The organism is Savagea serpentis (assembly GCF_015351395.1).
GTDB lineage: Bacteria > Bacillota > Bacilli > Bacillales_A > Planococcaceae > Savagea > Savagea serpentis.
Genome location: NZ_JADKPV010000002.1, coordinates 220,651 through 246,666, shown reverse-complemented (window position 1 = coordinate 246,666; position 26,016 = coordinate 220,651). Strand labels below are relative to the sequence as shown.

Annotated in this window: 14 protein-coding genes; 3 read left to right on the top strand and 11 right to left on the bottom strand. The window is 39.3% G+C overall.

Annotated features, from left to right (window positions below; all coding sequences use genetic code 11):
* The first annotated feature begins 66 nt into the window (after positions 1 to 66).
* Positions 67 to 669 (top strand): rhomboid family intramembrane serine protease, encoded by a 603-nt coding sequence (locus IRY55_RS07300; protein WP_194562642.1) that lies wholly within the window; start codon positions 67 to 69, stop codon positions 667 to 669.
* A gap of 78 nt (positions 670 to 747) precedes the next feature.
* Here the strand turns inward: IRY55_RS07300 and IRY55_RS07295 are convergent, their stop codons facing one another.
* Positions 748 to 2,265, bottom strand: a complete 1,518-nt coding sequence (locus IRY55_RS07295; RefSeq protein WP_194562641.1) for a PH domain-containing protein — start codon at positions 2,263 to 2,265, stop codon at positions 748 to 750.
* A complete protein-coding gene (locus IRY55_RS07290) occupies positions 2,258 to 2,737 on the bottom strand; it encodes a PH domain-containing protein (RefSeq protein WP_194562640.1) in 480 nt (159 codons plus the stop codon). The genes IRY55_RS07295 and IRY55_RS07290 overlap by 8 nt, the downstream gene beginning before the upstream one ends.
* A gap of 200 nt (positions 2,738 to 2,937) precedes the next feature.
* Here IRY55_RS07290 and IRY55_RS07285 point away from each other — a divergent pair, with 200 nt between their 5' ends.
* Positions 2,938 to 6,009, top strand: a complete 3,072-nt coding sequence (locus IRY55_RS07285; protein WP_194562639.1) for an ATP-binding protein — start codon at positions 2,938 to 2,940, stop codon at positions 6,007 to 6,009.
* Between the two features lie 55 nt (positions 6,010 to 6,064).
* Here IRY55_RS07285 and IRY55_RS13590 read toward each other — a convergent pair whose 3' ends face one another.
* The 3 genes from IRY55_RS13590 to IRY55_RS07270 all read right to left on the bottom strand — a co-directional run bounded on the left by IRY55_RS13590 (position 6,065) and on the right by IRY55_RS07270 (position 15,464).
* On the bottom strand, positions 6,065 to 9,061 hold the full coding sequence (locus tag IRY55_RS13590) for an ATP-binding protein (protein ID WP_194562638.1): 2,997 nt from the start codon (positions 9,059 to 9,061) through the stop codon (positions 6,065 to 6,067).
* Positions 9,062 to 9,231: 170 nt separating this feature from the next.
* Positions 9,232 to 13,908: a SpaA isopeptide-forming pilin-related protein gene (locus tag IRY55_RS07275; RefSeq protein ID WP_194562637.1), complete on the bottom strand. Its 4,677-nt coding sequence runs from the start codon at positions 13,906 to 13,908 to the stop codon at positions 9,232 to 9,234.
* Positions 13,909 to 14,075: 167 nt separating this feature from the next.
* Positions 14,076 to 15,464, bottom strand: a complete 1,389-nt coding sequence (locus IRY55_RS07270; protein ID WP_194562636.1) for a CAP domain-containing protein — start codon at positions 15,462 to 15,464, stop codon at positions 14,076 to 14,078.
* A 213-nt stretch (positions 15,465 to 15,677) separates the two neighbouring features.
* Between IRY55_RS07270 and IRY55_RS07265 the strand changes: the two genes are divergently transcribed.
* Positions 15,678 to 16,808: a response regulator gene (locus IRY55_RS07265; protein WP_194562635.1), complete on the top strand. Its 1,131-nt coding sequence runs from the start codon at positions 15,678 to 15,680 to the stop codon at positions 16,806 to 16,808.
* Positions 16,809 to 16,917: 109 nt separating this feature from the next.
* On the opposite strand, the gene IRY55_RS07260 is transcribed toward IRY55_RS07265, so the two are convergent.
* The 6 genes from IRY55_RS07260 to IRY55_RS07235 all read right to left on the bottom strand — a co-directional run bounded on the left by IRY55_RS07260 (position 16,918) and on the right by IRY55_RS07235 (position 25,927).
* Positions 16,918 to 19,752, bottom strand: a complete 2,835-nt coding sequence (locus tag IRY55_RS07260) for a hypothetical protein (protein WP_194562634.1) — start codon at positions 19,750 to 19,752, stop codon at positions 16,918 to 16,920.
* Positions 19,753 to 19,782: 30 nt separating this feature from the next.
* Positions 19,783 to 20,709 carry a hypothetical protein gene (locus IRY55_RS07255; protein WP_194562633.1) on the bottom strand — a complete coding sequence of 309 codons (927 nt, stop codon included), beginning with the start codon at positions 20,707 to 20,709 and terminating at the stop codon, positions 19,783 to 19,785.
* 167 nt (positions 20,710 to 20,876) lie between these two features.
* Positions 20,877 to 22,358: a DEAD/DEAH box helicase gene (locus tag IRY55_RS07250; protein ID WP_194562632.1), complete on the bottom strand. Its 1,482-nt coding sequence runs from the start codon at positions 22,356 to 22,358 to the stop codon at positions 20,877 to 20,879.
* Between the two features lie 440 nt (positions 22,359 to 22,798).
* Positions 22,799 to 23,512, bottom strand: a complete 714-nt coding sequence (locus IRY55_RS07245; protein ID WP_194562631.1) for an alpha/beta hydrolase — start codon at positions 23,510 to 23,512, stop codon at positions 22,799 to 22,801.
* Positions 23,509 to 24,855, bottom strand: a complete 1,347-nt coding sequence (locus IRY55_RS07240) for a UDP-N-acetylmuramoyl-tripeptide--D-alanyl-D-alanine ligase (protein WP_194562630.1) — start codon at positions 24,853 to 24,855, stop codon at positions 23,509 to 23,511. Before IRY55_RS07240 ends, IRY55_RS07245 begins: the two co-directional genes overlap by 4 nt.
* A gap of 10 nt (positions 24,856 to 24,865) precedes the next feature.
* The gene (locus IRY55_RS07235) at positions 24,866 to 25,927 is read right to left on the bottom strand and encodes a D-alanine--D-alanine ligase (protein WP_194562629.1); all 1,062 of its coding nucleotides are present in this window, start codon (positions 25,925 to 25,927) and stop codon (positions 24,866 to 24,868) included.
* Positions 25,928 to 26,016: the final 89 nt, after the last annotated feature.

Genomic DNA, 26,016 nt, shown 5'->3' with positions numbered 1-26,016 from the left:
ACTTCTTCCTTTTCATTCATGTGTAGACAAAGTATACTAATAGACAATGTTAATCGAGGTGAAATGATGTTTATTCGAAATGAAAAATTAAACGATTATATGCGTATGTACCCTGTAGTGACAACATTAATCATTCTCAATATTGTTCTCCATCTCTTCAAGCTTATTCCTGGTATTGGACCACTTATGTATTTAATGGGGATTGGCTCTAACGAAATGGTCGCTTATGGAGAATGGTGGCGCTTAATTACACCGATGTTTCTCCATGCCGACTTCATGCATTTATTGATGAATATGTTCTCTCTATATATCTTCGGTCCTGATTTAGAAAAATTAATCGGTAAAATGAGATTCATTACTCTTTTCCTACTAAGTGGAATCTTTGCCAACATCGCTACTTACTTTTTAGAACCACTTTCTTATATTCACGTCGGTGCGAGTGGTGCGATCTTCGGTATTTTCGGCGCTTTTTTAGCCCTCGTCTATTATACGAGAGATAATATTCCACAGCTGAAACAAATTATTTTACCGATTGTCGGCATCAGTGTTGTGCTTACTTTTTTAGGGTCCAACATTAACCAAACTGCGCATATCGGAGGACTAATCGTCGGCTTCCTTATCGGGCTGAGCTACTTCCATCCGAAACGGATTATGAGTTGGAAAAAATAATGATTTACGCTTCACTATTATATCACAATCCCAAAAAAACTCCTGTCTTCGTCTTTCGACTGAGGACAGGAGCTTTTTTTATTTATGTTCATACCATTCCATCACTTGTTTCGCTTCTTTCTCACCTATAAATGGAATTTTAGCAACCGTATACGTCATTCCTGATTTGATATAACAAAGAATCGTTCCGACTTGACGTCTTTGATGGAAATAACTTTGTCTCAATGTGAGCGATTGAATTCGAGGACGCAAAACATACACGGTTCTTTTCGTAATTTGTCGATAAACCGTCGTCAGTTGTTGCTCTTCATACGCGTAACGCGCTGTCTTAAATTTCCAACGTCCGTGTAAAATAATGATCGGAAAAAGGAGTAGCGCGAACAATCCATAAGGGAAAAGCCAATAACTACTGGCCGCAATGACGGGAACTGCCCAAAAATATTGAATGCGATGAAAGAAATGCTTCCCTCTTCTAGGCACTGCTTTTAAAGGCGAGGAAAAATGAAGATCTGGAAAAATTTCAGCTAATGGTTCGTAGGCTGCATTCTTTTTCACCAATGGAAAAATCGCAATTTTAGAGCTCTCTCCCGCTCCTCCTGCACTATGCAACACAATCGTACAATAGCCAAACCATTGACGGAATGGATTTTCTAATATTTCAATGCTTTGCACACGGCTTAACGGAACCGTCACTTTTTTCTTTTCAATTAAGCCACGCGTCATAAACAAGTTATTATGATCTCGGGTGACTCTAAACTGATGATAAGAAATGAAAGTGAGCGCAATCGATAATAGCCACGTGACGAATAACGCTCCAAAAACAGCGAGCAAAACCATCGTTAAGCCTGAACGGATGAACGTAAAAACTTGCGTATATAAAAAGTCAAAAGGAATCAAATCGATAAACTGTGTTGTGAAAATCAAAATACCCGATAAAATAACACCGACACTGCTCGAGGTCACCGCCAAAATGACAAGGTCTTTACGCGTCATCGTATACACTTCACGCAAATGATCTTGTGACAACTCTTCCGCTTCCATCTCCGCATCTAAAATGAATGGATGTAGTGGCTCTCCTACCTCATTTAAGCGTAACGGCAAAGGTCCGATGATTCTTCTTTTTTTCGACTCTTGAATGAAATATTCAATCGCTTCTGCTGCACCTTTCGATACGGCAGGCAATGCCGCTTCTGCTTCCCCTGAACCGCTCGCTGTTTCAATTTCCACTTTCACAAGGCTGAATATTCGATGCGCTAAAGGCTCTGTATAATTCAAGCTTTGAATTCTTTCAAAAGGAATATAGCGCTTTTTGCGAACGAAGAGGCCACTTTCAATACGGAGCTCATCCTCTTCAAACCAATATGTAAAGCGACTCCAACGAATAAAATTAGCGAGTACAGATACGATAAATAAAATCGCAAATCCTGCGAACCCAAACCCTGCCATAATTAAAAATCCACGTCCATCAAGCCCGTCTTTAAAAGCATTTAAAGCGATCAACACGACGATCGGTAAAATCATTTCACGCAATAAGCGAAGACTCGATACAAAGATTGTCGCCCAATGCAATTTATAACGTTCATTCGAATTATACATCGTCTTTCGCCATCCTCGCTAATGTGGAAATACGTCTTCTTAACTCATCTGCCTCGTTCAATGCAATCGCAGGAATAATATGAACCGTCGCTGCTGTTGAAATCGTCAAATCTGCTACACCGTACATGCGTAGTAAAGGACCTTGTGTCGTATCAACATGCTGGACGCGCGCCATCGGAATGAGTGTACGTTTCACAATGAATAACCCTCTTTGAATTTCTATTTCTGCTTCTCTCACTTCATATCCCCAACGCTTCCATCGAATGTAAGGAAAGATGATGACGAAAAGGAGAAGATGCAACACCACTAAACCGATGCCGATCCAAACATAATTTATGTTGAACTCATTCTTTTTCAAAATAAAAAATAAAGCGATCGTCCCCATCACTAAAAATAATGTTGATAAACCGCTATGAATCCGCCATACCGTTAAACCTTTCCGATTGATTTTTTGCAATTGTTCTGTTGACATCTTTTACACCTGCTTTTCTTTATGATCGATCTCAATGACACTGTTCACTTTACATAAATCATTTTAAAACACATAACTTATGTCATATCTTTAGGTATATTCTAATATTTTCACCGAACAGTATAATCTTTTTAAAAAAATGTACGATACACTCGTTGTATTCATAATTTTCCAAACATTTTCTGGAAGGCGGTTGCGCATTGAAAACTTTTAAACACCTCGTACTCCCGCTTCTCATTGTTATTGTTATTTTAATCTCAGGACGCTTATTATGGCATTCTTATTTTCAACATTTATCTACCATTACAGCTGAAAATGGCGTGCTCGATTTACGCGACTTTGAATTTAATGAAAAAAACACACTTTTTCTAAACGGAGAGTGGGATTTTTATCCGAATGAACTTTTAACCCCGGAAGAAATTCAAGCAAATGAAGCGAGTCAATCTATTGAAGTCCCAGGAAATTGGGCGACTTCTCTCCATCCTGACAGTCCATCTTCTATCGGTGTGGGAACGTATAGATTGCGTATCCTCTTACCCGATGAAATTCGCAATGAAATTTATTCAATGCATATTTCAAGCATTCGAAGCGCCTCTGCTATTTACATTGACGATGCGCTTCGAAAAGAGACAGGCAAAGTCGCTCATCAACAACAGGAATACGAGGCTAAAAATTTACCTTATTCTTTATCCTTTAAATCAAATATACCACCAAACGAGCCGAATATCATAGACATTGTCATTCAAGTATCTAATTTTAAAGATATGAGAGGAGCAGGAATCGTCCGGGATATTGAATTTGGATTTTTTGATGCTGTACAAAAAAACACGACCCTTTCTTCAAGCTTACAAATTGTGACAGGGTCATTTTTCTTGTTATTTGCATTGCTCGTCATTTTATTATATTTCTTCGGAATGCCTGATAAAAGATTGTTATCTTTTGCGACAATTTTAATAAGCAGCTCCTTTTTATTATTGATGAGTAGCGATGCGAAAGTGTTGCATTTATGGATTCCTCTATCTTATGATTTAAGCTTTCGCATTGTCAGTTCGCTTCAAATCATCATAGCACTTGCACTCATTACAACGATTTGGAGCACAGTAACACTTGCGATGCAACCCTTTGTGAAAGTGTGGAACGGAATTGGCATACTTCTGATTTTGTTTGCTATTATCGCGCCGATCTCTTTATTGACGAATTATAATGTGTTGCATTCTGCTTATTTAATGGTCAGCATTGTATTGACATTAGTCGCTTATGTGAAGTTGATTTACTTCAATCCTTCCATCAATTTATTTTTAGCGTTCGCTATGTTGAGTTTCACTAATCATTTGTTTTGGTGGGGGTACTCGATTATAACAGGGGTAACATTGCCTCATTATCCTTTCGATTTACTACTCGCTACGATGTGGATCGCGTTAACATGGTTTAAATACTATGCAAGTTTATATAATTCTACAGCAGACCTAGCGAAACGGCTCCAAAAAGTCGATGCGATGAAAGATGATTTTTTAGCCGCTACGTCCAATCAATTGCGTACGCCATTACAAAATATTTTAAATATTACATCCGCCGTATTGCAATCGGAAGACAAACTGTCCCCCGCTAATGAAAGAGACTTGCAAATGACTTTAACAATCGGGGAACGAATGAATATTATTTTGAATGATCTACTCGACATTGTACAGCTCAATTATTTACAACCTAAATTGACATTAGAACCGTTAGCGATTCAAAACATTATTCCAGCAGTTCAAGAAATGATTGCGACATCAATCAAACATACGAATATTGCATTTTATAACTTAATCGATGATGATTTTCCACTCATTATGGCGGATAAAAATCGATTCATTCAAATCATTTACAATTTAATGCACAATGCGTATCAGTTTACCGAGTGTGGCTCTATTACAGTAAAAGCGACCGTTCATGAAGGACGTGCGTTCATTTCCATTCAAGATACAGGAATTGGAATTACCCCTGAAGAAATTCAACAGATTTTCATTCCTTATGAACAACTGAGAGAAAATCATCTTCATGTCGAGCACGGCTACGGTTTAGGGTTAAATGTGAGTCAATCGCTTATGCATTTACACGGTGGAAAAATTGATGTATCGTCCACTTTGGAAGAAGGGTCTTGCTTTACGATCGACTTTGCTTTAGCTGACATGACCGAGACAGAACGAACACCACATGTATTGAAACGTCGCTCTGTCCAAATTGAACAGGACATACAACCTTCTAATATCGAAAAAACAAAGGCACATATTTTAATTATCGATGATGATTTAATGAGCATTCGACTCATGTCGCGTCTGCTTGAAAATGAGCCGTATCATATTCACATTGTCCATACAGCGAAAGACGCGATTGAAGCTTTGCAAAAAAGACAATGGGACTTAGTCATTTCGGAAGTAATGCTTGCTAATATGAGCGGATTCGAAGTTACACGATACATTCGAGAACGCTATTCTATGGGGCAGCTTCCAGTGTTATTATTAACCGCGAAAGACTTGCAAGCCGATATTCAAGAAGGATTCCGCGTTGGAGCGAATGACTATGTGACGAAGCCAATCGATTCATTTGAGTTTAAAGCACGCGTCCAGTCTTTAATTTTGACGAAACAATCGATTGAAACGAGCGTTGAAATGGAATCCGCTTGGTTACAAGCTCAAATCCAACCTCATTTCTTATTTAACACCTTGAATACGATTGTAGCGCTGAGCACGCTTGATGAAGAGCGCATGGAAGTCGTTCTTCAAGCCTTTATGACGATTTTACACAGTAAATTTAAATTTAAAGATGGTTTCGTTCCAATCTCGTTAGAGGAGGAAGTTCAATTAGTGGAGTCTTATTTAATCATTGAACAAGAACGATTCGGCGATCGCTTACAAGTAAAATGGGATGTAGATTTTCCAAAGCATGTTGAAATTCTCCCCCTAACGATTCAACCTCTCGTTGAAAATGCAATTCGACATGGAATTGGTAAGCAAGAAGAAGGAGGCACCATCCATATACAAATTACTCCTCATCCCGATGGATTGAAAATTTCCATCATAGATGATGGCGTCGGCATGACGGATGAACAAGTGCAGAAGCTTTTGCAATATGACGCTACGATTCCACGAGGAATAGGCATGTTAAATACACATATACGCTTGTTACGCAAGTATAATCGAGGATTAACGATTCAATCGGAACCGAATAAAGGAACGACGGTTTCCTTCATTCTTCCAATCGATTCTTTGAACAAAAAAGCGTCTGAATAACATATATTACAACGAAAAACAGGCCTTCCTCCAGTCGAGGAAGGCCTGTTTCATATTACACTTGGATTGGCTCTTTAGAAAATCGGATGTATATGCGTACGCCTTCATCATGATTTTCTATGTGGATATGCGCATTCGATAATCGTTTCAACTGTTCTCGCGCGACTAACCAAGATTCGCGTACTTTAGATTGATGAAGAGCATTCATTTGTTCAAAAGAAGATTCCGGAATCGGCACTCCATTGTCTTCCATTAAAACGATGACATCATCTTCATTTTCCGAAACTTCAATCCGTAAATACCCGCCTTCTTCTCTTCGTAAAACTCCTTCATTAATTCGGTACTCGACTAATGTTTGAAGAGACATGGTCGGCACATAAAGACGCGTATCGACTTCATCGCTGTAATCAACATGGAGCCGATCCCCAAACCGCAATTGTTCAATGGATAAATAAGCTTCGATTAATTCCAATTCATTTTCTAAAGGAACGAGTTCTTTCGATTGGAAAGAAGATAATTTCGCTCTAAAATAAACGGTCAAGTGAAGAAGTGCTTCTTCTACTACCTCAGGTGCATCTTCACTTAAACTAATTAACGTATTGAATGTATTGTATAAAAAATGGGGACTAATTTGAGCTACGTAGTATTCCAGTTCTTTCCTCGTTGCTAATTGCGCTAATTGTTGCATATTTAAAAAGAGTTCTACTTTTGAACGCAAAATATTGGCATTATACGGTTGTTGAATGCATTCATTTACTTGCATTTCAGATAGTAAGGACTGCAATGAATTCGCCATCCGCGCCATCACGATAATCGGCAATTCACTCATGTCATAGTTTTCACGAACACGCTTAATAAAGATACTGTCTTGGTGTTGAATCGTCGTAACATCCACAATTAATAAGTGAAATTCTTGCTGGCTTAATTGCTCACAAGCTGCTTCTATATTTCGTACACCAATCACCGTATGTTCAAGAGGTTCTAGATCGCTCATTGTTTTATGCAATTGCTCTACATCTTCTTGAAAGACTAAAATTTTCATACTTGATCCAGCACGTTGATAAGTTAAAGAAGAATCATGCTCTCCTACAGGCACTACCGGCGTATGCGAAACTTTTTCTAAATTGCGTGGTAAAAAGACAATAAATTCTGTGCCCGTCTTTTTATTCGAAAATACTTCAATTGTACCATTATTTTGTTCGACGCTTTGTTTTACAATAGATAATCCTAATCCTAATGCTTCTTCTCGTTCTTCTCTTCCGCGATAGAAAGAAGTAAAAATATGAGGAAGATGCTTATCTTCGATACCTGTGCCATCATCTGCAACGCTCATTTTAAACCATTGGTCATCCGTTTTAATGGTGACTTCAATTGATGTACCTCTCGAGTGGAGGATTGCATTTTCAATTAATGGATACAAAATTTGTTCAAATTGAAGCCGATCCATTTGAAGGAGTTCGGCAGATGACGAATGAATCGTTAAATGAATCGTCATACCCTTCAGTTGATCTTGATGAGCAAATTCGATCTCTGCTAATTGACGCTCGATATCCGCATGCGTTAACGCGACACTCTTTCTTTCATGCTTTACGCTCTTTTTCTTTGTCGTATCTTCTAAATGTTGCAATAAATCTTTCATTTCATAATGAAGTTGTTGCATATAAATTAAAACTTGTTGCTGTTCTTTCGTCAAAAATCCGTACTCTTCCAGCTCAATTTGATTCAAGACACGTTCTAAGCTCGTTGATTTTTGTAATAATTGAGAAGCGGTGTGGCGTAACGCATACTCTTTCAATTGCACTTCTGTCGCTATCTGTTCGGTTAAACGGTGACCGCGCTCGTCTTTTTGGCGATAATAAGAAAAAATCATCGCACTGAAATAAAAAACGACTAAAAGCAAAAATAAATTCGCATAAAGTACAATGGACCATTCATATGCAAAATTTAAAAATAAAACGAAAATATACATATAAAACGAAAATAATCCTAATACTAAATATAAACTATCTCGATTAAAACGCTTCAAATGATGATAAATCATGTATAACATTTGCACATGGAGTAAACCATAATATAAAAGCAATCTAATAGAGCTCCAAATCGTTACTTCCGCTCCTTTATACAATGTGAGCCAGAGATTCACTGCAAGCATAAAGGTGAAAATAATGGTTATCCACTTCGTAAAGTGAAACAACTTCTTCGGTATCACATAAGGGTACAGAATAATAAAACAATAATACAAAATATAATTTAATAGGAGAAAACTGAACATTTGCATCAACGTTAATGGCGCAATCGATACTTCTCCTAAAACAAACTCAATGACACGCTCATCCCTTAAAGAACGATAGAAACTTAGTACGGCTAAAAATGCCGAAAAATACAGATGCGTTTTTTTACGGTCTAGTATGTATAAGTATAAATAAATTAAAGAAAGTACAAAAATAGACACGACATAAGCGCCATCTATTCCTTTCGAAAGCATCACAGAATCAATCACTTGTGAAACTTCTCCAAACAGAGGAGCTTGAACGAGTCCGCCCGTAAAATAATCACGGTTCACCACATGAATGATAAACTCGACTTGCCCTTTCTCATCGGGCTCTATCATCCCTAAGTATTTTCGACTGCTCGCTTCAAACTCGCTCGCCTCCAATGTGACTTGCCCCGCTTGTCCAATCAACTTACCGTTCGCATACACGCGACTCGCATAGCGTACATCGTTCATACGAATCGCATAGAGCGACTCTGCCAATCCATCGACCGTTAAAGAATAGGTTCCATAGGAGAGTCCATCGACTACTTCAGCATCCCATAAATGCGGAACTGTAACTCGCTCGGCTTGTTCAGGAAAAGAAGGATTGTGATCCGGATGTATGAATAAAGAAGGATAAAAATTCCACTCTCCTTGTAATAGAACAGGGCTGTCAGCGGAATTGTGATAATGTCCATCTTGCACTACTTCAGGAATAGGTGAAAATGAGCGATATAAAAAAAGAGAAAAAATAAAAAATATGATAAATAATTGACCGTAAAACAAAGTGCGTTTCACCATGTCCCCTCCTATTCAAATTGAAGTATTTTCTGGGAATATATCCAATTCTTCTCTATCATACTATGAATATTGGCTTCTTGAAATATATTATAAAGAAAAAGAAGAAAACAATTGCTAAACAAAAAATAAACAACCACTCCTTAAAGAAGTGGTTGTTTATCAAAAATTTATGAAACGCGACGACGGAACACAAGAACGGATCCGATTAAGACGAGTGCCATTCCACCAAACATCATAACGACGTATAACTCTTCGCCTGTTTGAGGTAATTTGCCTGCACCATCTGTATTCGGTTTATTCGGATGTTTTCCACCATTGTTCGTAACACCGTCTCCATGTTCTCCTTCATTCGGATCTTTTGGAGAGTTCGGGTCATTTGGATTATTCGTCACATCTTCTGGATTCTCATTTTCATCCGGATCGGTCGGAGTTGTTGGATCTGTTGGGTCCGTTGGATCTGGGTTTTCCGGATCGGTCGGAGTCGTTGGATCTGTCGGGTCCGTTGGATCTGGATTTTCCGGATCGGTTGGATCGGTCGGATCTGGGTTTTCTGGGTCCGTTGGATCTGTCGGATCTGGATTTTCTGGGTCCGTTGGATCGGTTGGATCTGGATCGGTTGGATCGACTGGAGGAGGAGTTCCACCGCCGCCACCGCCACCAGAGCGCTTTTTATTCCCAATTTTCGTGATGACATAAGCATCTTTCTTCACTTCAAACGGGACAGGTGTACGATCAATACGATATCCTGATGGAGCTTTCGTTTCGACATAATAGTAATGACCATAAGGTAAGTCTTTAATGATAATCTCACCGTTATCATCTGTCGTATATACTTGCCCCTTTTTCACTTCTTCACCTGGCTTCGCTTCTGCATCATCTTTTTTGTACACTTTAAACTGTGCACCTTTTAACAATTTCGTTTCATCTTTTGCATCATGCTTCACTAATTTTGTTGTCTCGTCATCAACTTCATTTTCAACAGTGAACGTAAAGTCTGAAGACTCTTTAAATAGCGCGACAACTTGTTCCGTTACAGTTTTCGCTAACTCTCCATTTTTAATCGTGAACGTTAGCTTAGCTTGCTCTTTCTCAGAAAGCATTTTGTACCCTTCGATTGTTGCGATTTCAGCGAAACGATAATTACCGTCTTCTAAATCTTTCACAACAATTAAACCATTTTGATCGGTAACTAATGCTTCTTCATTAACCTTAACAAAATCCCCATTTTCTTCTTTTAGGAGATTAAATTTTACACCTGGAAGAGAAACTAACTCTGTTGAATCAGAAGATAAATCTTTTCCTACTTTGTGTAAAGATACCGCTCCAAATGGAATATTCGGAACGTCTTTTACAACAGGTTCAGCTTTACCCGCTTCAATTGTAAATTCAATCGGTGCTTTCAATTTTTGATAACCAACAGGTGCTTTCGTCTCAACTAACGTGTACGTACCAACTGGTAATTCTTTTGACGTTACTTTACCATTTTCATCCGTCACTAAGTTTTCTTCGACGACTTCACCTTTGTCGTTTTTAATCATAAATTCCGCACCAGCTAACCATGAGCCACTTGGTTCGTATTTACCGATTTCAATTTGTTTAATTTCTTTGTTATTGACAATTGTTTCTACGTTACCGACTTTTTCAGTATCGCCTTTGATATATTCTTTGTTAATCGTTACTTTGTACGCTTCAGTCGGTGTAATATACCCTTCTGGCGCTTTCGTTTCTTTCAACAAGTAGTTGCCAAACATGAGGCGACCGAAATCGATGTTTCCATCTTTGTCTGTAACGCCTGTTTTTAACACTTTTCCTGTTTTTTCATCGATTAATTGGAATTCGATGCCTTCAAACACTTTGTTCTCGTCATCTGATGCGATCTTGTTCACTTGTAAATAACCGACTTTACCTGAACCTGACCCACCTGTTGATTGGTCGATCGTTACTGATTCAGTACCGCCTTGTTGTCCTTTGTCGCCGATGTTGCTTCCTGTCACTTTGTAGTCGTTCGAAACGATTTCATTGTGACCTGCAAAGTAAAGTGTTGAATATTCAACAATGTACGGGCGATCGATTGCCTCATTAAACTTCACAGTTAATGTTTGTCGTACTTCTTCTGTCTCATTTGCTTCTTCTGTCACGTCAATCGTCACATTGTCGTACGCGGCACCTTTCGTTACATTCCCGAAGTTATCGACTGTCGTCGCATATACTTTAATCGTATCTTGTAAAAACTCTTGGTTCGCTGACAATGTATCGGTAAGTACAACGTCTTGAACTGTCGCTTGTGAAGCGTTAACTGTTACTGTCCAATCGATTGCCTTTCCGTTTTGCGTACCTGCCTTGCCACCGTATTGACCACCTTGTGTAATGCCAACATCTGCTGGTAAATCTGTCAATTTCGTCGTGCCATCGAAAACATTTGCTGTGTTCTTGTAGTTTTTCTCGATGTAGTCAAGATCTTTTAAACTCGTTTTGTACGTAATGACATACGCTTTATCTGTTTTCCCGAGGTTGACGCTAAAGCCTGGCTTTCCGTCCACTTCTGGTTTCGTAACATTCGCATCCGCAATTTCGTCACCTGCCGAAATAGAGTTGTTTCCTCCACCTAATACCCCTTCACTCACTTTGATTGTATCTGGGAGTAATTTTTGGTTGCCTTGAATGAAGTCTTTAACGATCAATTCTTCATGTGCGTTTTGTTGATAGTTTACACCAATTGTCCAAGTAATCGTTTTATCACGTGCATCGTAAGAACCCGATTTGTTTCCGTCATGCTTCGTAAAGTCATCCATTGGTAAAACTTGATATGCTTCACGATCTTTATGCTTGTTACCTTCATAATCCGTGCTCGTAATTTTACCTGTGTTTTTAAACTCTGTTTGATTTTCGGCTTTTAAAGCTGCGTAATCAAAATGTGTTTCGAACTCTACGATGATCTCTTGATTCGTTTTAAATTCAGGATTAAACGTCAACACGAATGCTTGACCCTGCACATTGTACTGCACCGTATAATTATCTGCTGCGATCACTTTGTTACCTACTTTTACAACAAGTGAGTTTTCTTTCATTGTTAAGCCCGGTGTTGCAAATTTATCGCTTAATACAATGTTTTTTAGTTCTTGGCGGTCACTGTTCGCTTTAAACCACCATTTTACTGTTTTATCTTTATAGTTTGGTGCGCCCACATGCTTAGTTAAAACACCTTGCGTGACGGAAACTTCATTTCCGCTCGTATGACCATTCCAACTAACATTATTTTTTATTTTGCTGTTTTCTGTTGGACGTTCTTTTAATTTTGTTTGGTACGTAATTTTATAAGGTTTGTCGACCTTAGGGAAATCTATCGTAATCCCATTCGCTGAAGAAGTAACTGTTTTAGGAATGTCGGAAACACCTACTAATGATGCGTTTCCTCCTTCATCTAGTTTCATTTCACTAACTACGACACTGCCTTCAACGAAGTCCATTGAACCTGCATCCCACGTATCTACTAATTTAGTATTTACTAAATCTTGTGAGTCATAGTTCATTTCAATTGTCCATGTAATTGTTCGTGTCTTGCTATCATATGAACCAGGTTTTTTCACTAATGGGTTTCCACGGTTAATCGTTACACTCGCACCCGCTTCAATAGGATCTACTTTTTCTGCTTCATAAGTTGCTTTATTATAAAAAGTTTTATCTGACCAATTCTCTTGATCAATTGTCGTCATGAAAGTAATCGTTTTCGTACCTGAAAAATCACCTAGATTAAAGCTAAGGTTCTTTCCATCTATAGTTGGATCAACACTTTCCTGTCCATTGATTTTCACTGTACCTGGCTTAAATGTTAAACCTGGTGGTAAAAAATCTGTTACTTTACCATCTTTATGTTTCAACATTTTTGAATCGACAGTAATCGTCCATTCAATCTCTTTCGGGCTGAATGCTGGAAGTGGTGTTCCGGCTTTTGAAATATTCGCTGCCATATTGCCTGTATTCACAGGAATGTCAATATGTCCGCCTTCTTCCATCGGTTCGATCGTCACTTTTCCATCGTTAATTTCTGTCTCGCTCGGTTTCAACTTCGATTTCATGAAGAAGTCGCCTTTAATGTCAGATAGTTGTGTGACAGCTTCTGTAAATGTAAACGTCACCGTACCATTTGTCGCTACGTGATAGTTCGCAAATAACGTTCCAAAATCATCTGCTAACTCACCGTCTGCCGCGGCTAAAATGTTCAACTGCTTCGGAAGTTGGAATGAAACCGTATCTCCTGCTTTATATCCATGACCGTCATCGAGTGACCATTTGTAATGAACGAAAAATTCGTTCATCGGATTTAATGGATTCGCTTCACTAAATGGTTCATCTTTCGGTCCTTGTGTCGCTTTGTCGAGTACAAGGTGGAAGCCTGTTTTATTTCCTTCTGGCGACTTGGCTCCATCCTCTTCTTCTTCAGCGTCACGGTCTTCACCTTCCTCTGTTGCTTCGTCCTCCGGTTCACCATCTGCTTTCGGAGTTTCTGATGTTGCTTCCCCTTTCGGTTGTCCCGGTGGGTCTGTTCCAGTCGTTTCATCTGCGTCTTTGTCAGCAGGCTCTGCTTCTTGTTCTGGCTGTTGCGTACCAGTTTCTGGCGCTGGTTCAACCGGAGCTGCTGGCTCTTCTGTGACGGCAGGATGGTCTTGATCCGTTGGTTCAACTTGTTGAGGTGACTCAACGGATTCGTCTGCGCTTACTTGCGCATCTGTCTCTACATCAGGTAGTTCCGATTCCGCGTAAGCGGTCATCATACCAATTGGCCCTAAAATGAGTTGACCTATCGCAAAGACTGTCAAAATGAATATGTTCAAATGTTTATTCATTTCATTCCTCCCTTTCCTAATCTATGTTTGTATTTTTTGGTAATTTTCAGAAACTTGTACAAGGTGTACGTGTTTCTCTACTTATACATATTAAGGAAAGTGGGGTAAACATTTTATAAACAAATTCTGAAAAACTGAACAAAAAAAGAACTTCCTTGAGGAAGTTCTTAGTAAGCTGCATAGTTTTGTGTGTATTTCGGTTTATGTTGTTGATCGAATGCCACTCCTACCCCAATTACATTCACATGTGGGGAGAGGATGTTTTTACGATGTCCGGCTGAGTTCATTAAACCGAAGTGTGAAAAGATTGGCCCGACATATCCGGATGAAATGTTTTCTAGTCCGACTCTCACGCGAGCGCCATTTCGTTCTAAGCGCATGGCGAAGGACTCTCCTGATGGCGATACGTGGCTAAAGTAGTTACGGGCTTGCATGTCACGACTGTGGTTTAACGCAATTTTATACATGGCATTGTCCCATTTTAACGGTGCAAGTCCGTTTTCTACTCTCGTACTGTTCACTAAGTCAAACATGAGCCATTCATAACCCGCTTGTAAGGACGGGGAACTGACCGCATATGTATCGCTAAAGTAATTCGGTAATTGTTTATCATGGATTAAAATGCCGATTACTTTTTCGTTAGCAAACATATCATAGAAATACGTGATGTATACATCGTCGTAATCATATGTCGCTCTTTTTTGATCGATATATGTGAAGGGCTTCCCTATTTTTGCTTCTACTTCTCTACGTGGCATCCCGTACTGCACACCGTGCGAAGAACGGTATAAAGGAGAACTAGTGAATAAGGAAACGATTTTTCCGTCTTTTTCGCTCCATGCGAATAAGTTTTTATACTGGTTGTGATGAACATTCCATTGGAGTTTTTGTTCATTTTCTACTTTTCGCACTGGAGAACCGAACACGGGTTGGACTCCTTGTGATCGAGCCCCTATTTCAAGTCCAGCGATTCGTTCATATTTTTTGCTTTGGTTCAGTTTATTTTCATCAAATCTTTTGAAAAATGCTAGTACGTTAGCACGTTTCAAACTATCGTGTTGCCCGAAGTTTACGTAAGGATTTGTCGAGATTCCTTTTCCTTTTGTTAAATCCGCTTCATACATCCAATCGATGACGACTTCATCACGCGGTAATGTTTTTTCGTTAGGATTCGCTAATAAATAGAGGTTTCTCGCTACAATCATTCGGTTCACTTGTTGATAACGTTTTGTTGAATCTTTCATACCAGGCAATTCGTGATTTGTAAATTGCTTTAAATACGCATATACTTGTTCTGACCTTGCATCACTCGGTAAACCGTATGCATAACGTGCTAACACTGCCGCGAATTGTGTTTCTGTCATATTCATGTAAGGACGAAAAGTACCATCTGGGTAGCCTTGTAATAAGTTTCGATCAGTCCCCCATCGAATGTCCTCGTATATGGACTGATTTTGAGGGACATCTTTGAAACTTGAAGCTCCCATTACGTGCTGAACGGGAATTGTTAAAATTATGAAGAATAATAAAATTTTTACTTTACTTAGTACGTTCATCATTTGGTCCTCCTCGTCTTACCTATTTCTCTATGTCTTTCTTTGACTCCATTATACTCAATGATTTTCATCTTTACTAGCAACTTTAGGACTTATGATTTTTTATAGCGTTTTTTATTTATAGTACTTTAGTTTTTATTTTCGAATGTTTATCCAAAAATTTTTATATTCAGATTAAAATGTATCTAAAAATTGTAAAAAGGTGGGTTTTTTATGATTCAACGTGCTGTATTAGTCGACGATGAACCTCTTGCATTAAAATTATTAAACAATCGTTTAAAAGATATTCCTACTATTCAAGTCGTAGGAGAAACGACGAAAGGCTCTGAAGTTTTACATTTAATAAAGGAGTGTCAACCTCACATTGTATTTCTAGATATTAATTTAGGTACATATTCAGGTTTAGATCTCGCTGAACAAATTTATATGCTTTATCCTAATGTGCAAGTCGTATTTGTCACCGCTTATTCCGAATATGCGATTCAAGCTTTCGAATTAAATGCGATTGACTATTTGCTAAAGCCCGTCACCGCGGCTCGTCTTACTAAAACGATATCGAGACTCATTCCTAAAAATAATGACACCTTGCCGATTGTGAATCCGCCGATGGATACTCCAGAAAAACAATTAGAAGGCGTTCATTTAAAAGTATTCGGGCATGCGCAATTTCTTGATTCTACTTTACAACCTATTAAAGTCCGCACGAAAAAAGTGGAAGAATTATTTTATTTTTTATGGCATACAAAAGAAGAGCCTCCTACGCGGGACGCTATCTTATTCGCGCTATGGGGAGATTTGCCTGAAGAGAAGGCTGCTGCGTTAATGCATTCTACTTTTTATCAGCTTAGAAAGACTTTACATCAATTACATTTCGAAAATCCGATTCTTTTACAAAATAAAGTGTATCACTTAAATCTTGACGTCTATACGGATTTTGAAGAATGGCAAACTATCGTAGAAAATAATCACACCGATGAAGCTTCTATTCTTCGCGCGCTCGATTTGTACCGGGGAGACTATTTTGCAGTTCAAGCTTTTGAATGGGCTCAGACGAAGCGTGAAAAAATGAGGACGCTTTGGACGCACTATTTATTGAGAGTTATGCAGGCTCGTCTCGTCTCTCCTTCTACTCTCGAAATGGTTTTAATCCATGTGGAAAATTTAGATATTTTACAAGAAGATTGGATTGTGGAAACGATACAGTTTCTCGGGGAGAGTAATCAATTCCATAATTTATCTCGTTATTATAGTAAAGTGCAAAATCGCTGGAAAGATGAATTAGGAATCCCTTTACCGCGAACGATTTCCGATTTGTATTCTCATTATTTAATGCAAAATAAATAACAATATTTTATAATTCCAACTCTATGATAGCTGCTTAAAATTTCAAGCGGTTCATTCCAAAGCAAAAAGCACACGAAAGGTCAACTTTTCATGTGCTTTTGCTTTTATGCTATTCTTGCTCTATAGGGACTACTCGAAATATCGCTTGTTTATGATGATTCGGCGGAAATTCCAAACCTTCAAATGCTGCTTCTATAAAGCGATCGCGCATCACAACGCCTGAATACGCAGGTACTTGAAAACGATAAGTCATCGTCTTCTTTTCCCCAGGTCGCAATGGTTGGTCAACATCATATTTCCAACGGACAGCAGCTCCTCGAGATACTTCATACGGTCTCCAATTATACTCGGCAAAATTGTAAGTTGGGTAACGGCGCAAATTAGCATTTAAATATTCTTCATTAGAAACGTGAAATGCTTCTAAAATTACAGCATACGTATTTTGATAGAACCCATCAATCCATCGAAGTTGATCAATTGGGGTTACACCATTATTTTGCAACGTCACTTGATATTCCACGAACTGTTTCGGTTGGAATGTCGTATGTTCGCCGAGCTCTTGCCACTGGTCTTCACCGACTACGCGAATTTTTTCGTCCCATTTTAAAGACGTATCCGCCATATATTTCATCGTGTGTAGGGTTGTGACATGAGGACGCAATTCTTTCGTCTCTCGGTTTTGTAAGAGTGAGTGTCGAGACGATTGAAGTTCCGCTTGCATATGTGCAACACCGCCAAGTAACTCTTCTTGTGTTTTCACTTTAAATGTGATGACGAATGATTCCCCTACTTCTAAATAAAGAGGTGCATTTTCATCCCAATGCCAAGATAATCGTTTCGTTCGCTCTTCAGGAAGCCCTTGAACCTCATAATGCGGTTGAATGATGCGGTCTTTTCCGTCGATTTTCCAAGACCATTCTACTGGCTCTACTTCAGCAGGGAGTGTAACTGCTAAATGAGGGTTTTCAAAAGTTTTTCCGCTTTCCGCATCATTTTTTACTTCAATGAAATATTGATAATACCCATCCGTCGTGACGACAGGTTGACTACTCGCTAATTCCATTTCAATGATCGGATGAGGATGTACAAGCTCAACCGTTTCTGAAGCTGTATAAGCCCATGCTTCTTCATGTAAATAAGCGACAAGTGAAGACTCATTTTGAATTCGTTGCGGTTGACTTCCTTGTACCGTATACGTCATCTGCAAAGGTTCGCGCATTTCAAATACAGGGAGCACTTCTTTCCAAACTGCTTTCACTTTAGTGATTTTATCTTTTTTGTCTAGAGAGGCAGGATTGGAATCCATTGCCCAAGGACGCCAATTTTGCTCGTTATTCAATTGAACATAAAGTTGTTCAAATGTCGCGCCTTCTATTTTAGGTAATTGAATCGATTCCACTTGAAAGGCTTCTGGTACTTCTTCGACCCATTCCATTCGATCTAATATCATATTCGAACCATTATTCCAATAAGAGTTCATCGTTAACTGTTGACCTTTAAAACGATGGGTGTTTTGCTCGTCGTTTTGTTTATGGAATGTAATACTTTCCGGGAGTCCTACAATCTCTTCTGTAAAAGAATGTGTTAAATTGGCATGCTTTTGAACTTCCTCTTCTCCTTTAGGTGTGTAAGTTAACATCGTTTCGATATTCGCTTCAGATAATGAAGGGTCATTGTATTCTACGTAAATATCAAATTGGTAATCACGTTCTGGTGATACGTGACGTTCTAATGTTTGCGTATCTTTTTGTTCGAGTAATGTCCACTCTTGATTTTCTGCGTCTCGCACTTTCACAATCTTCGCTCCTTCAGGAACGACAAACGACCATAGTAAATCGTCTGTTTGTAGCCGACCGACTTCTTCTCGTTTTTGGTCTTTTAATTGCACGCGATAAATCGCTTTCGTTTCATGTCGGGGTGTTGATTGGGGTTTGAAACGTACAACTTCTACCTCCCAATTCGCTTCTGCTTGAGCGATGACTGTTGACGTAGCCATTGATTGTTTCCCTCGCTCTTTTGATTCATAAAAAAATTGAATCGTCGCTTCTTCCCCATTCTCCGTCACTTCTTTTAAAAAAGATAAATTATTAATTTTTAATGTTCCTTTTACCTCATTCACATTGGCATGAAAATAAAAAATAAAAGCATGCGATTTTTCATCATAACGATATGTACGGAAATCTCCTGTTAACTGAACGTGCTTATCAAATTGAATATTTTCTGGTAACGATACGATTAATTTTGCATCGGTCTCTGCTTCAGGAAGATTCAATGAATAATGGACATCGTATGTAAATGCCTCTCCTGTCGCAATCGTGTTTTCACCTCCGTCCGCTCGTTCTCCGTTAAAAAAAATCCCAGAAGGAACCTCTTCAACAGGATTTTCAAATGAGTGATTTAACGTCGTTGGACGTGTGCGTTGTTGCTCTCCTTCTTTAGCTGTATATGTCGCATATGAAGTAATGCTTGCTTGTTCTGTCGACTCTGGATAACGCACAATTAAGTTCACGCGTCTCGGTGTCTCTGGATTGAAGTTGGCATGAGTCGTTGGAATACCTCCCGGGTTTTGCCAAATGACGCGGTGCTGCTCTTCATCATAAACACCTCCGAATGTAGCAGATACAAACTCTACATCCTCGGCTAATTCCGTATAAAATGTCGCTTGTTCTAAATCAACTGGCTCTTGACCATCAATCGGATCGTGGCGGAATGCCATTTCATATTCCACATGTCCATCTGTTTGCGCTTTTAATAATTGTTGTTCATATGTCCAACGGGATTTAAAATATATTTCCGTTGATGAATCTTCTTCAACGATGTTCGATTCAATCACTTTGCGCGCTTGATTTGTTAATTCGGTCGTTTGGTTAGCGCTCGCTACAGTCGGAAATAAAATTTGGCCCGCTAGTAAGGCAGATAATAAAGATGCTTTATATTTTTTCATTCTTGCTCTTCCTTTCAAATTAAAAGACATTTAATGTTTTTCGCTATTATTCATATACTTTTCAATGAAGTGCTTTGCCTCCGTTGATACTATTTCATCTCTGAACATTTTTTCATTTTTAAGACCGAGTTGGATATACTGAATGACTTGTTCATGTATGTTTTGACGGAATTCTTCCGCCCATATGTAATCTTCTCGCTCCAAATATCGCCCCTTATAATAGTTCATCACTTGTTTTATATTTTGGGGAGACGGTTGTTCTTTCAAACATTGTTGTACGATGTCTACATCTGTTTTAAACGGAATGCGTAATTCATATTTACCATGCTTATATCGGATGGAATAATTATAATTGAATAACTTTAACAATTTTCGGAGATGATAAATTGACGTATGCAATAAATTTTTCGCATTCTTTTCAGGTAACCCCGGCCAAAGTGCTTCTAATATATAGCTAGTCTCTAAATACTTCGTATCTTTAAAGTGAATTAAATACGCAAATAACTCTTTTACTTTACGTGTTCTCCATTTAACGTCCACCGGTTCCATCGTATCAATCATTATGTCAGAGAACATTTTTATACGTAATTCTGCATGAACTTTCAATTGTTCAGTTTGTTCAGATTCAGATAAAATTTTGCGTAATGCCCTTTCTGTTTTAGATAATGTCACTGGTTTTTCTATGTATGCTTCAGTATCTTTCACGATATCTGCTTCTGTTTTTTCAACTAGAGGGATTACTTTTATATGAGTTTGTTCTTTTAATTCTTCTAATGTTTGTTGAAAGTGTTGGTCGTTTTCTACAGAAATAAAAAGCACATCAATTTGATTCAGCATATAATGGGAGCCCGATAACGTTTCACCAAAGTACACATGTTTAAACAATTTGAAATACTTTACGATTTCAACATTTACCGATCTTCTTAAAAAATCTCGTTCAATAATCAATGCTCTCATTTCGTTCCACCTTCATTCTATTTATACTCATTATTATAAAGTAGTCGCTCTAAACATATTCCAAACATTTAACGACTAAGTCGCCATATTAGAGTCCCTTCGATATTCATTATTTACAAAAAATACACCATCATCCATTTTCATGAACGATGGTGTATCGATTTTATTTATTGTTGTTTTGTTGAACGGTTACCGCGACTACCTTCGCGACGACGTGATCCGCCACCGCCGCCTGAACGACGGTTACGGTCTCCACCGCGGAAGTTATTGCTGCGACGGCGTCCGCCACCTCCACGGTTGCGATCGCCTCCACGGCTGCCTCCACGTGATGGTAATGGACGTTCTTCTGTAATTTTAACAGGTGTCTCATTCGGCTCACGCGTCAAGTTTTTCAATGCAGCAGCGATTAAGTCGACTGCTTCGTGTGTTTCCATTAATTTTTCAGCCATTTCACGGTAGTCGTTTAATTCGTTTTTCGCAACGATTTCAACGAGTTGCTCTACTGCTAATTTTTGCTGACCGAGTAATGCTTCGTTTTCAGTAGGTGGACGAAGTGGTGTCATACGTTTTTTCGTCGTTTCTTCTACGACACGTAAATAACCCATTTCACGTGGTGTTACAAATGTTACAGCGACCCCACTTTTACCAGCACGGCCTGTACGTCCGATACGGTGTACGTAGCTTTCTGGATCTTGTGGAATGTCAAAGTTATATACATGTGTAACGCCTGAAATATCAAGTCCACGTGCTGCAACGTCTGTTGCAACGAGAACGTCGATTTTATTTTCTTTAAATTGACGTAAGACAGACATACGTTTTGATTGTGTTAAGTCACCGTGAATACCTTCTGCAAGATATCCGCGTAAGCTCAATGCTTCTGCTAATTCGTCAACACGGCGTTTCGTACGTCCAAATACGATTGCGAGCTCTGGTTGGTGCACGTTTAATAAACGAGATAACACTTCAAATTTTTCACGCTCTTGCGCTTTTACGAAAAATTGTTCAATGTTTTCAACTGTCATCTCTTTTGATTTAATTTTAACCATTTGTGGGTCTTTCATGAATGTTTCTGCAATTTTGCGAATTGGTCCGGGCATCGTCGCCGAGAACAACAATGTCTGACGCGTATCTGGAACATTTGATAAAATCGCATTAATGTCTTCGATGAAGCCCATGTTTAACATTTCATCCGCTTCGTCAAGAACTAATGTCTCCACTCCGTCTAATTTCAATGTTTTACGTTTAATATGGTCTAAAATTCTTCCTGGTGTTCCAACAACAATTTGTGGATTGTTGCGTAATGCGCGAATTTGACGACCAATGTCTTGACCGCCAAATACAGAAAGGACGCGAGCGCGTTTTCCGTGACCGATACGATAAATCTCTTCCGAAACTTGAATCGCAAGTTCACGCGTTGGCGCGATGATTAATGCTTGAACTGCTTTGTTTGAAGTGTCCACTTTCTCAATAATCGGGATACCAAACGCTGCTGTTTTTCCTGTTCCTGTTTGTGCTTGTCCAATGACATCTTCACCTGCAAGACCGTACTTTACTGTACCTTCTTGAATTGGTGTCGCTTCTTCAAAACCCATTCTTTTTAATGAGTCTTGTGTTGATTCGCTAATATTCAGTTCTGAAAATTTCGTCAAACTTCTCAATCTCCTTTTGTTTCTTTCATTTGATCATTGGTTACATTTCAAATGAAAACGCGGCAAAATTCGAGCCTTTTACTCATTTTAGAATTCTAAAATGCTTCGAATCGGGATGGTGAATGAGTGAGTGAACGAAATCATCAGTTCCTTAAATTCGTTCACATTTTAATTCCGATTTGTAGTTCTCTGACGTGGGGAGTTATGTTGCTTCCAAGCATTGCAGAGGCTGTTAGAAAAGCTCGGGTTTTACCGAGCGAGACGATAAACATCTCGTTTTATTCAAAAAAAAGTACTCTTCATCAAATAGGCTGAAGAGTCTCTCGTGTAAATGTATCCAATCCTAGTTGTCAGTGTACCACGGGAATTCGCAGTATGCAATCATTGTGAATTAATCATAATTATCTGTTAACAAATAACGCTCTCTAAACAACGAATACCTAGAGAAGATGGTGTTTCATAAATCGTAATAACGCTTCAAACCATCCTTCCGCGTCCGCACTATAACAAATGTGATGCTTCCCTCGATCAGAAATAATTAACTGCTTATGTTTACTGCGCACACGGCGATACAAATATAAACTCGATGAAAAAGGGACGATACCATCTCTTTTTCCATGTACGAAGCAGACAGGGGTATGTACAAATTTAGCACAATGCTTTCCGTATCGTAACACGTCTAGAAAATGAAGTGCCGCCCGAATGGGTGTGTTGCGTAATTTGTAATCATACAGGTGATAAAATGTTTGACTTGGTAAAGGACGCTTCAATAAATCCGCACCGAGTTTTGTCCAAATATCCCCTAGTAGATAACGCCATTCTCCGTATTTCGCCGCGGGACTGAGGAGAATGAGCACATCTACTTTCCGCTGAGCGGCGAGTTGAAGCGCTAGCAAGCCCCCCATCGAAAATCCGATGACAATCACTTTATCCACTTGCTTTGCTAAAGCATCGTATGCTTGATTCACTTCGAAAATCCAAGTCGATGCATTCGCATAAGGATGAGACAATTGAAGCGGAATACCATGCCCTGTTAATGTAGGAGAATGTAGCACCCAATTCGTGCGTGCACTTAAATAATTATAGAGGGGCCGCGTTTCAATCGGCCCTCCGGTAAAACCGTGCAAAAAAAGAACGCCTACTTCTTTTTTCATGGAAGTAATGTCTCCAGCGCCATGCCACGTGACCCTTTTAATAAAATGACATGTTCTCGTGTACTCTCTGAAAATAGCCCCTTCAAAGAATCCTTTTCTAGTGTATGCACGATTTCGGCATCACACATTTTAAGTAACGCTTCTGCTAAAGCTTTCATGCGTTCTCCGACTAAATACACTCGCTCTGGCTTCACCATTTTCACCGCTTCTTGTAAATCCGCATGATAGGTGAGTTCCTCTTCTCCAAGCTCTAACATATCTCCGAGAATGAGCCATTTCTTTTCACGATGATGATAATTCGCAAAAAAATTCAATGCCGCTTTCATTGATGTTGGAGCCGCATTATACGCATCGTTAAGCACGAGTGCCCCCGTCTCTAAATAAACGGGTTCCATGCGCATCGCTGTTAATTTTGCTGTTTTTAATGCGCTTTGCATTTGCTCGATAGATAAACCTAAGGCATGCCCAATCGCTAAAGCAGGGAGCGCATTTTTCGCTTGATATTCCCCGTAAATATTCATTTCAAAATCCCCATGAATCGTTCCTTCTACGCGAAAAGCAGTACCACCTTCAAGCTGTTCCACAGCGACGAGATGATGGCGGTTGCGCTCTCGATAACCGAATGACTCCGCACGAACATCCGTCTGGTCTACGAGCGGTTGCAACAAAGGTTCATCCCCATCATAGAAGAGGACCCCATCTTGTAAACCATCAATAATTTCAAATTTTGCTCGCGCGATCCCTTCGCGTGAACCGAGCGCTTCCATATGTGCTTCTCCGATATTCGTAATGACCGTAAATCGTGGCTTTGCCATTTTCGATAAAAACGAAATCTCACCGAAACCGCTCATCCCCATTTCGAGTACAGCCACTTCTACATCTTCATCCAAGTTTAAAATCGTTAAAGGTAAACCTAGCTCGTTGTTGAAATTGCCTTCTGTTTTTTGCACTTTAAAGTATGGTTGAAGCGTGGCAGTAATAAGGTCTTTCGTCGACGTCTTCCCATTCGACCCCGTCACACCGATGACGACAGGATTAATTTCTTCTCGGTAAGCACGCGCTAACTGCTGTAAGGCAAGTTCGCTGTCTTCCACAAAAATTAAAGGTAAGTCAGTTGGCGGATTCGGTTCATCCTTCAACCATAAAGACGCAACCGCTCCGTCTTCAATCGCTTGACGGACGTATTGATGCCCATTCGAATGCTCACCGCGAAATGGGATGAATAAATCGCCTTCTTGGACGATGCGTGAGTCAATTACGACACGCTTCGCTATTTGTTCATCATGCAAATATTGTGAATCTGCTTGTAACCATTGTTGTAATTGTGTCGTTGTACGTTTCATCTATTATCACTCAATCCATCGTATATTGAATTTTTTGTTTTGCATCATGACGCTCGATTGCTAGTTCAATCAAGCGCTCGATAATTTCAGGGTACGTCATCCCTGTATTTTGCCATAGTAATGGGAACATCGATGTTTTCGTAAAACCTGGCATCGTATTCACTTCGTTAATGTACACTTCGTCATTTGCTGTGACGAAAAAGTCAGCGCGCACGAGTCCGGCACAATCGAGCACACGGTAAGCTCCGCGAGCCATTTCTGTCATTTTCGCTTTTACTTCTTCTGTAATTTGCGCTGGAATGACGAGCTCTGTCGAATCGTCTTGATACTTTGCTTCATAGTCATAAAATGCAGCGATCGGCTTAATTTCTCCAGGTACCGAAAATTCAGGATAGTCATTTCCGAGCACACCCATTTCGATTTCACGAGCAGTTACCCCTTGTTCGATGACAATTTTACGATCGAAGCGAAGCGCAAGTTCAATAGCTTCTTCTAATTGTGCACGGTCATCTGCTTTACTAATTCCTACACTAGACCCTAAGTTAGCTGGTTTTACAAACATCGGATATGGCAGTACTTTCTCTGCTTGTTCAATCACTTCTGTACGGTTTTTTTCCCAATCAGGACGAACGAAATGGACGTATGGAACTTGAGCTAATCCTGCAATTTCAAACAATTGTTTCATCGATACTTTATCCATTCCAGCCGATGAAGCGAGAACGCCATTACCGACATATGGAATGTTCAATACTTCAAACAATCCTTGTACCGTCCCATCTTCTCCATTCGTCCCATGAAGGACAGGGAATGCAAGATCAAACGCTACGCCATTTGCGATAATTTGTTGAATCGAATCCGCTTTTCCTTCGCTATTAAAACGGAGCGACTCTTTATCCCGAAAAGGAGCTGTGCGCTTTTCTCCTTGGCACCATTCTCCTTGAATCGTAATATAAATCGGTAACACGTCAAATTTTGCATAGTCAATCGCTTGCATCACTTCATAAGCTGTCGATAATGACACCTCATGCTCTGCAGATTTTCCTCCATATATTAAACCGATGATTGTTTTCATATCGTTCCCTCACATTCTATTAAAATCATTCTTTTTAGTTTACCATGAATATGAATAGAACGAAAAGCGAATTACGTGAAGCAACTTTA

What these genes read in the sequence shown, in the direction of transcription:
- IRY55_RS07300 (WP_194562642.1), top strand. Translation starts at nt 67, where the DNA reads ATGTTTATTCGAAATGAAAAATTAAACGATTATATGCGTATGTACCCT.
- IRY55_RS07295 (WP_194562641.1), bottom strand. Translation starts at nt 2,265, where the DNA reads ATGTATAATTCGAATGAACGTTATAAATTGCATTGGGCGACAATCTTT.
- IRY55_RS07290 (WP_194562640.1), bottom strand. Translation starts at nt 2,737, where the DNA reads ATGTCAACAGAACAATTGCAAAAAATCAATCGGAAAGGTTTAACGGTA.
- IRY55_RS07275 (WP_194562637.1), bottom strand. Translation starts at nt 13,908, where the DNA reads ATGAATAAACATTTGAACATATTCATTTTGACAGTCTTTGCGATAGGT.
- IRY55_RS07270 (WP_194562636.1), bottom strand. Translation starts at nt 15,464, where the DNA reads ATGAACGTACTAAGTAAAGTAAAAATTTTATTATTCTTCATAATTTTA.
- IRY55_RS07265 (WP_194562635.1), top strand. Translation starts at nt 15,678, where the DNA reads ATGATTCAACGTGCTGTATTAGTCGACGATGAACCTCTTGCATTAAAA.
- IRY55_RS07260 (WP_194562634.1), bottom strand. Translation starts at nt 19,752, where the DNA reads ATGAAAAAATATAAAGCATCTTTATTATCTGCCTTACTAGCGGGCCAA.
- IRY55_RS07255 (WP_194562633.1), bottom strand. Translation starts at nt 20,709, where the DNA reads ATGAGAGCATTGATTATTGAACGAGATTTTTTAAGAAGATCGGTAAAT.
- IRY55_RS07245 (WP_194562631.1), bottom strand. Translation starts at nt 23,512, where the DNA reads ATGAAAAAAGAAGTAGGCGTTCTTTTTTTGCACGGTTTTACCGGAGGG.
- IRY55_RS07240 (WP_194562630.1), bottom strand. Translation starts at nt 24,855, where the DNA reads ATGAAACGTACAACGACACAATTACAACAATGGTTACAAGCAGATTCA.
- IRY55_RS07235 (WP_194562629.1), bottom strand. Translation starts at nt 25,927, where the DNA reads ATGAAAACAATCATCGGTTTAATATATGGAGGAAAATCTGCAGAGCAT.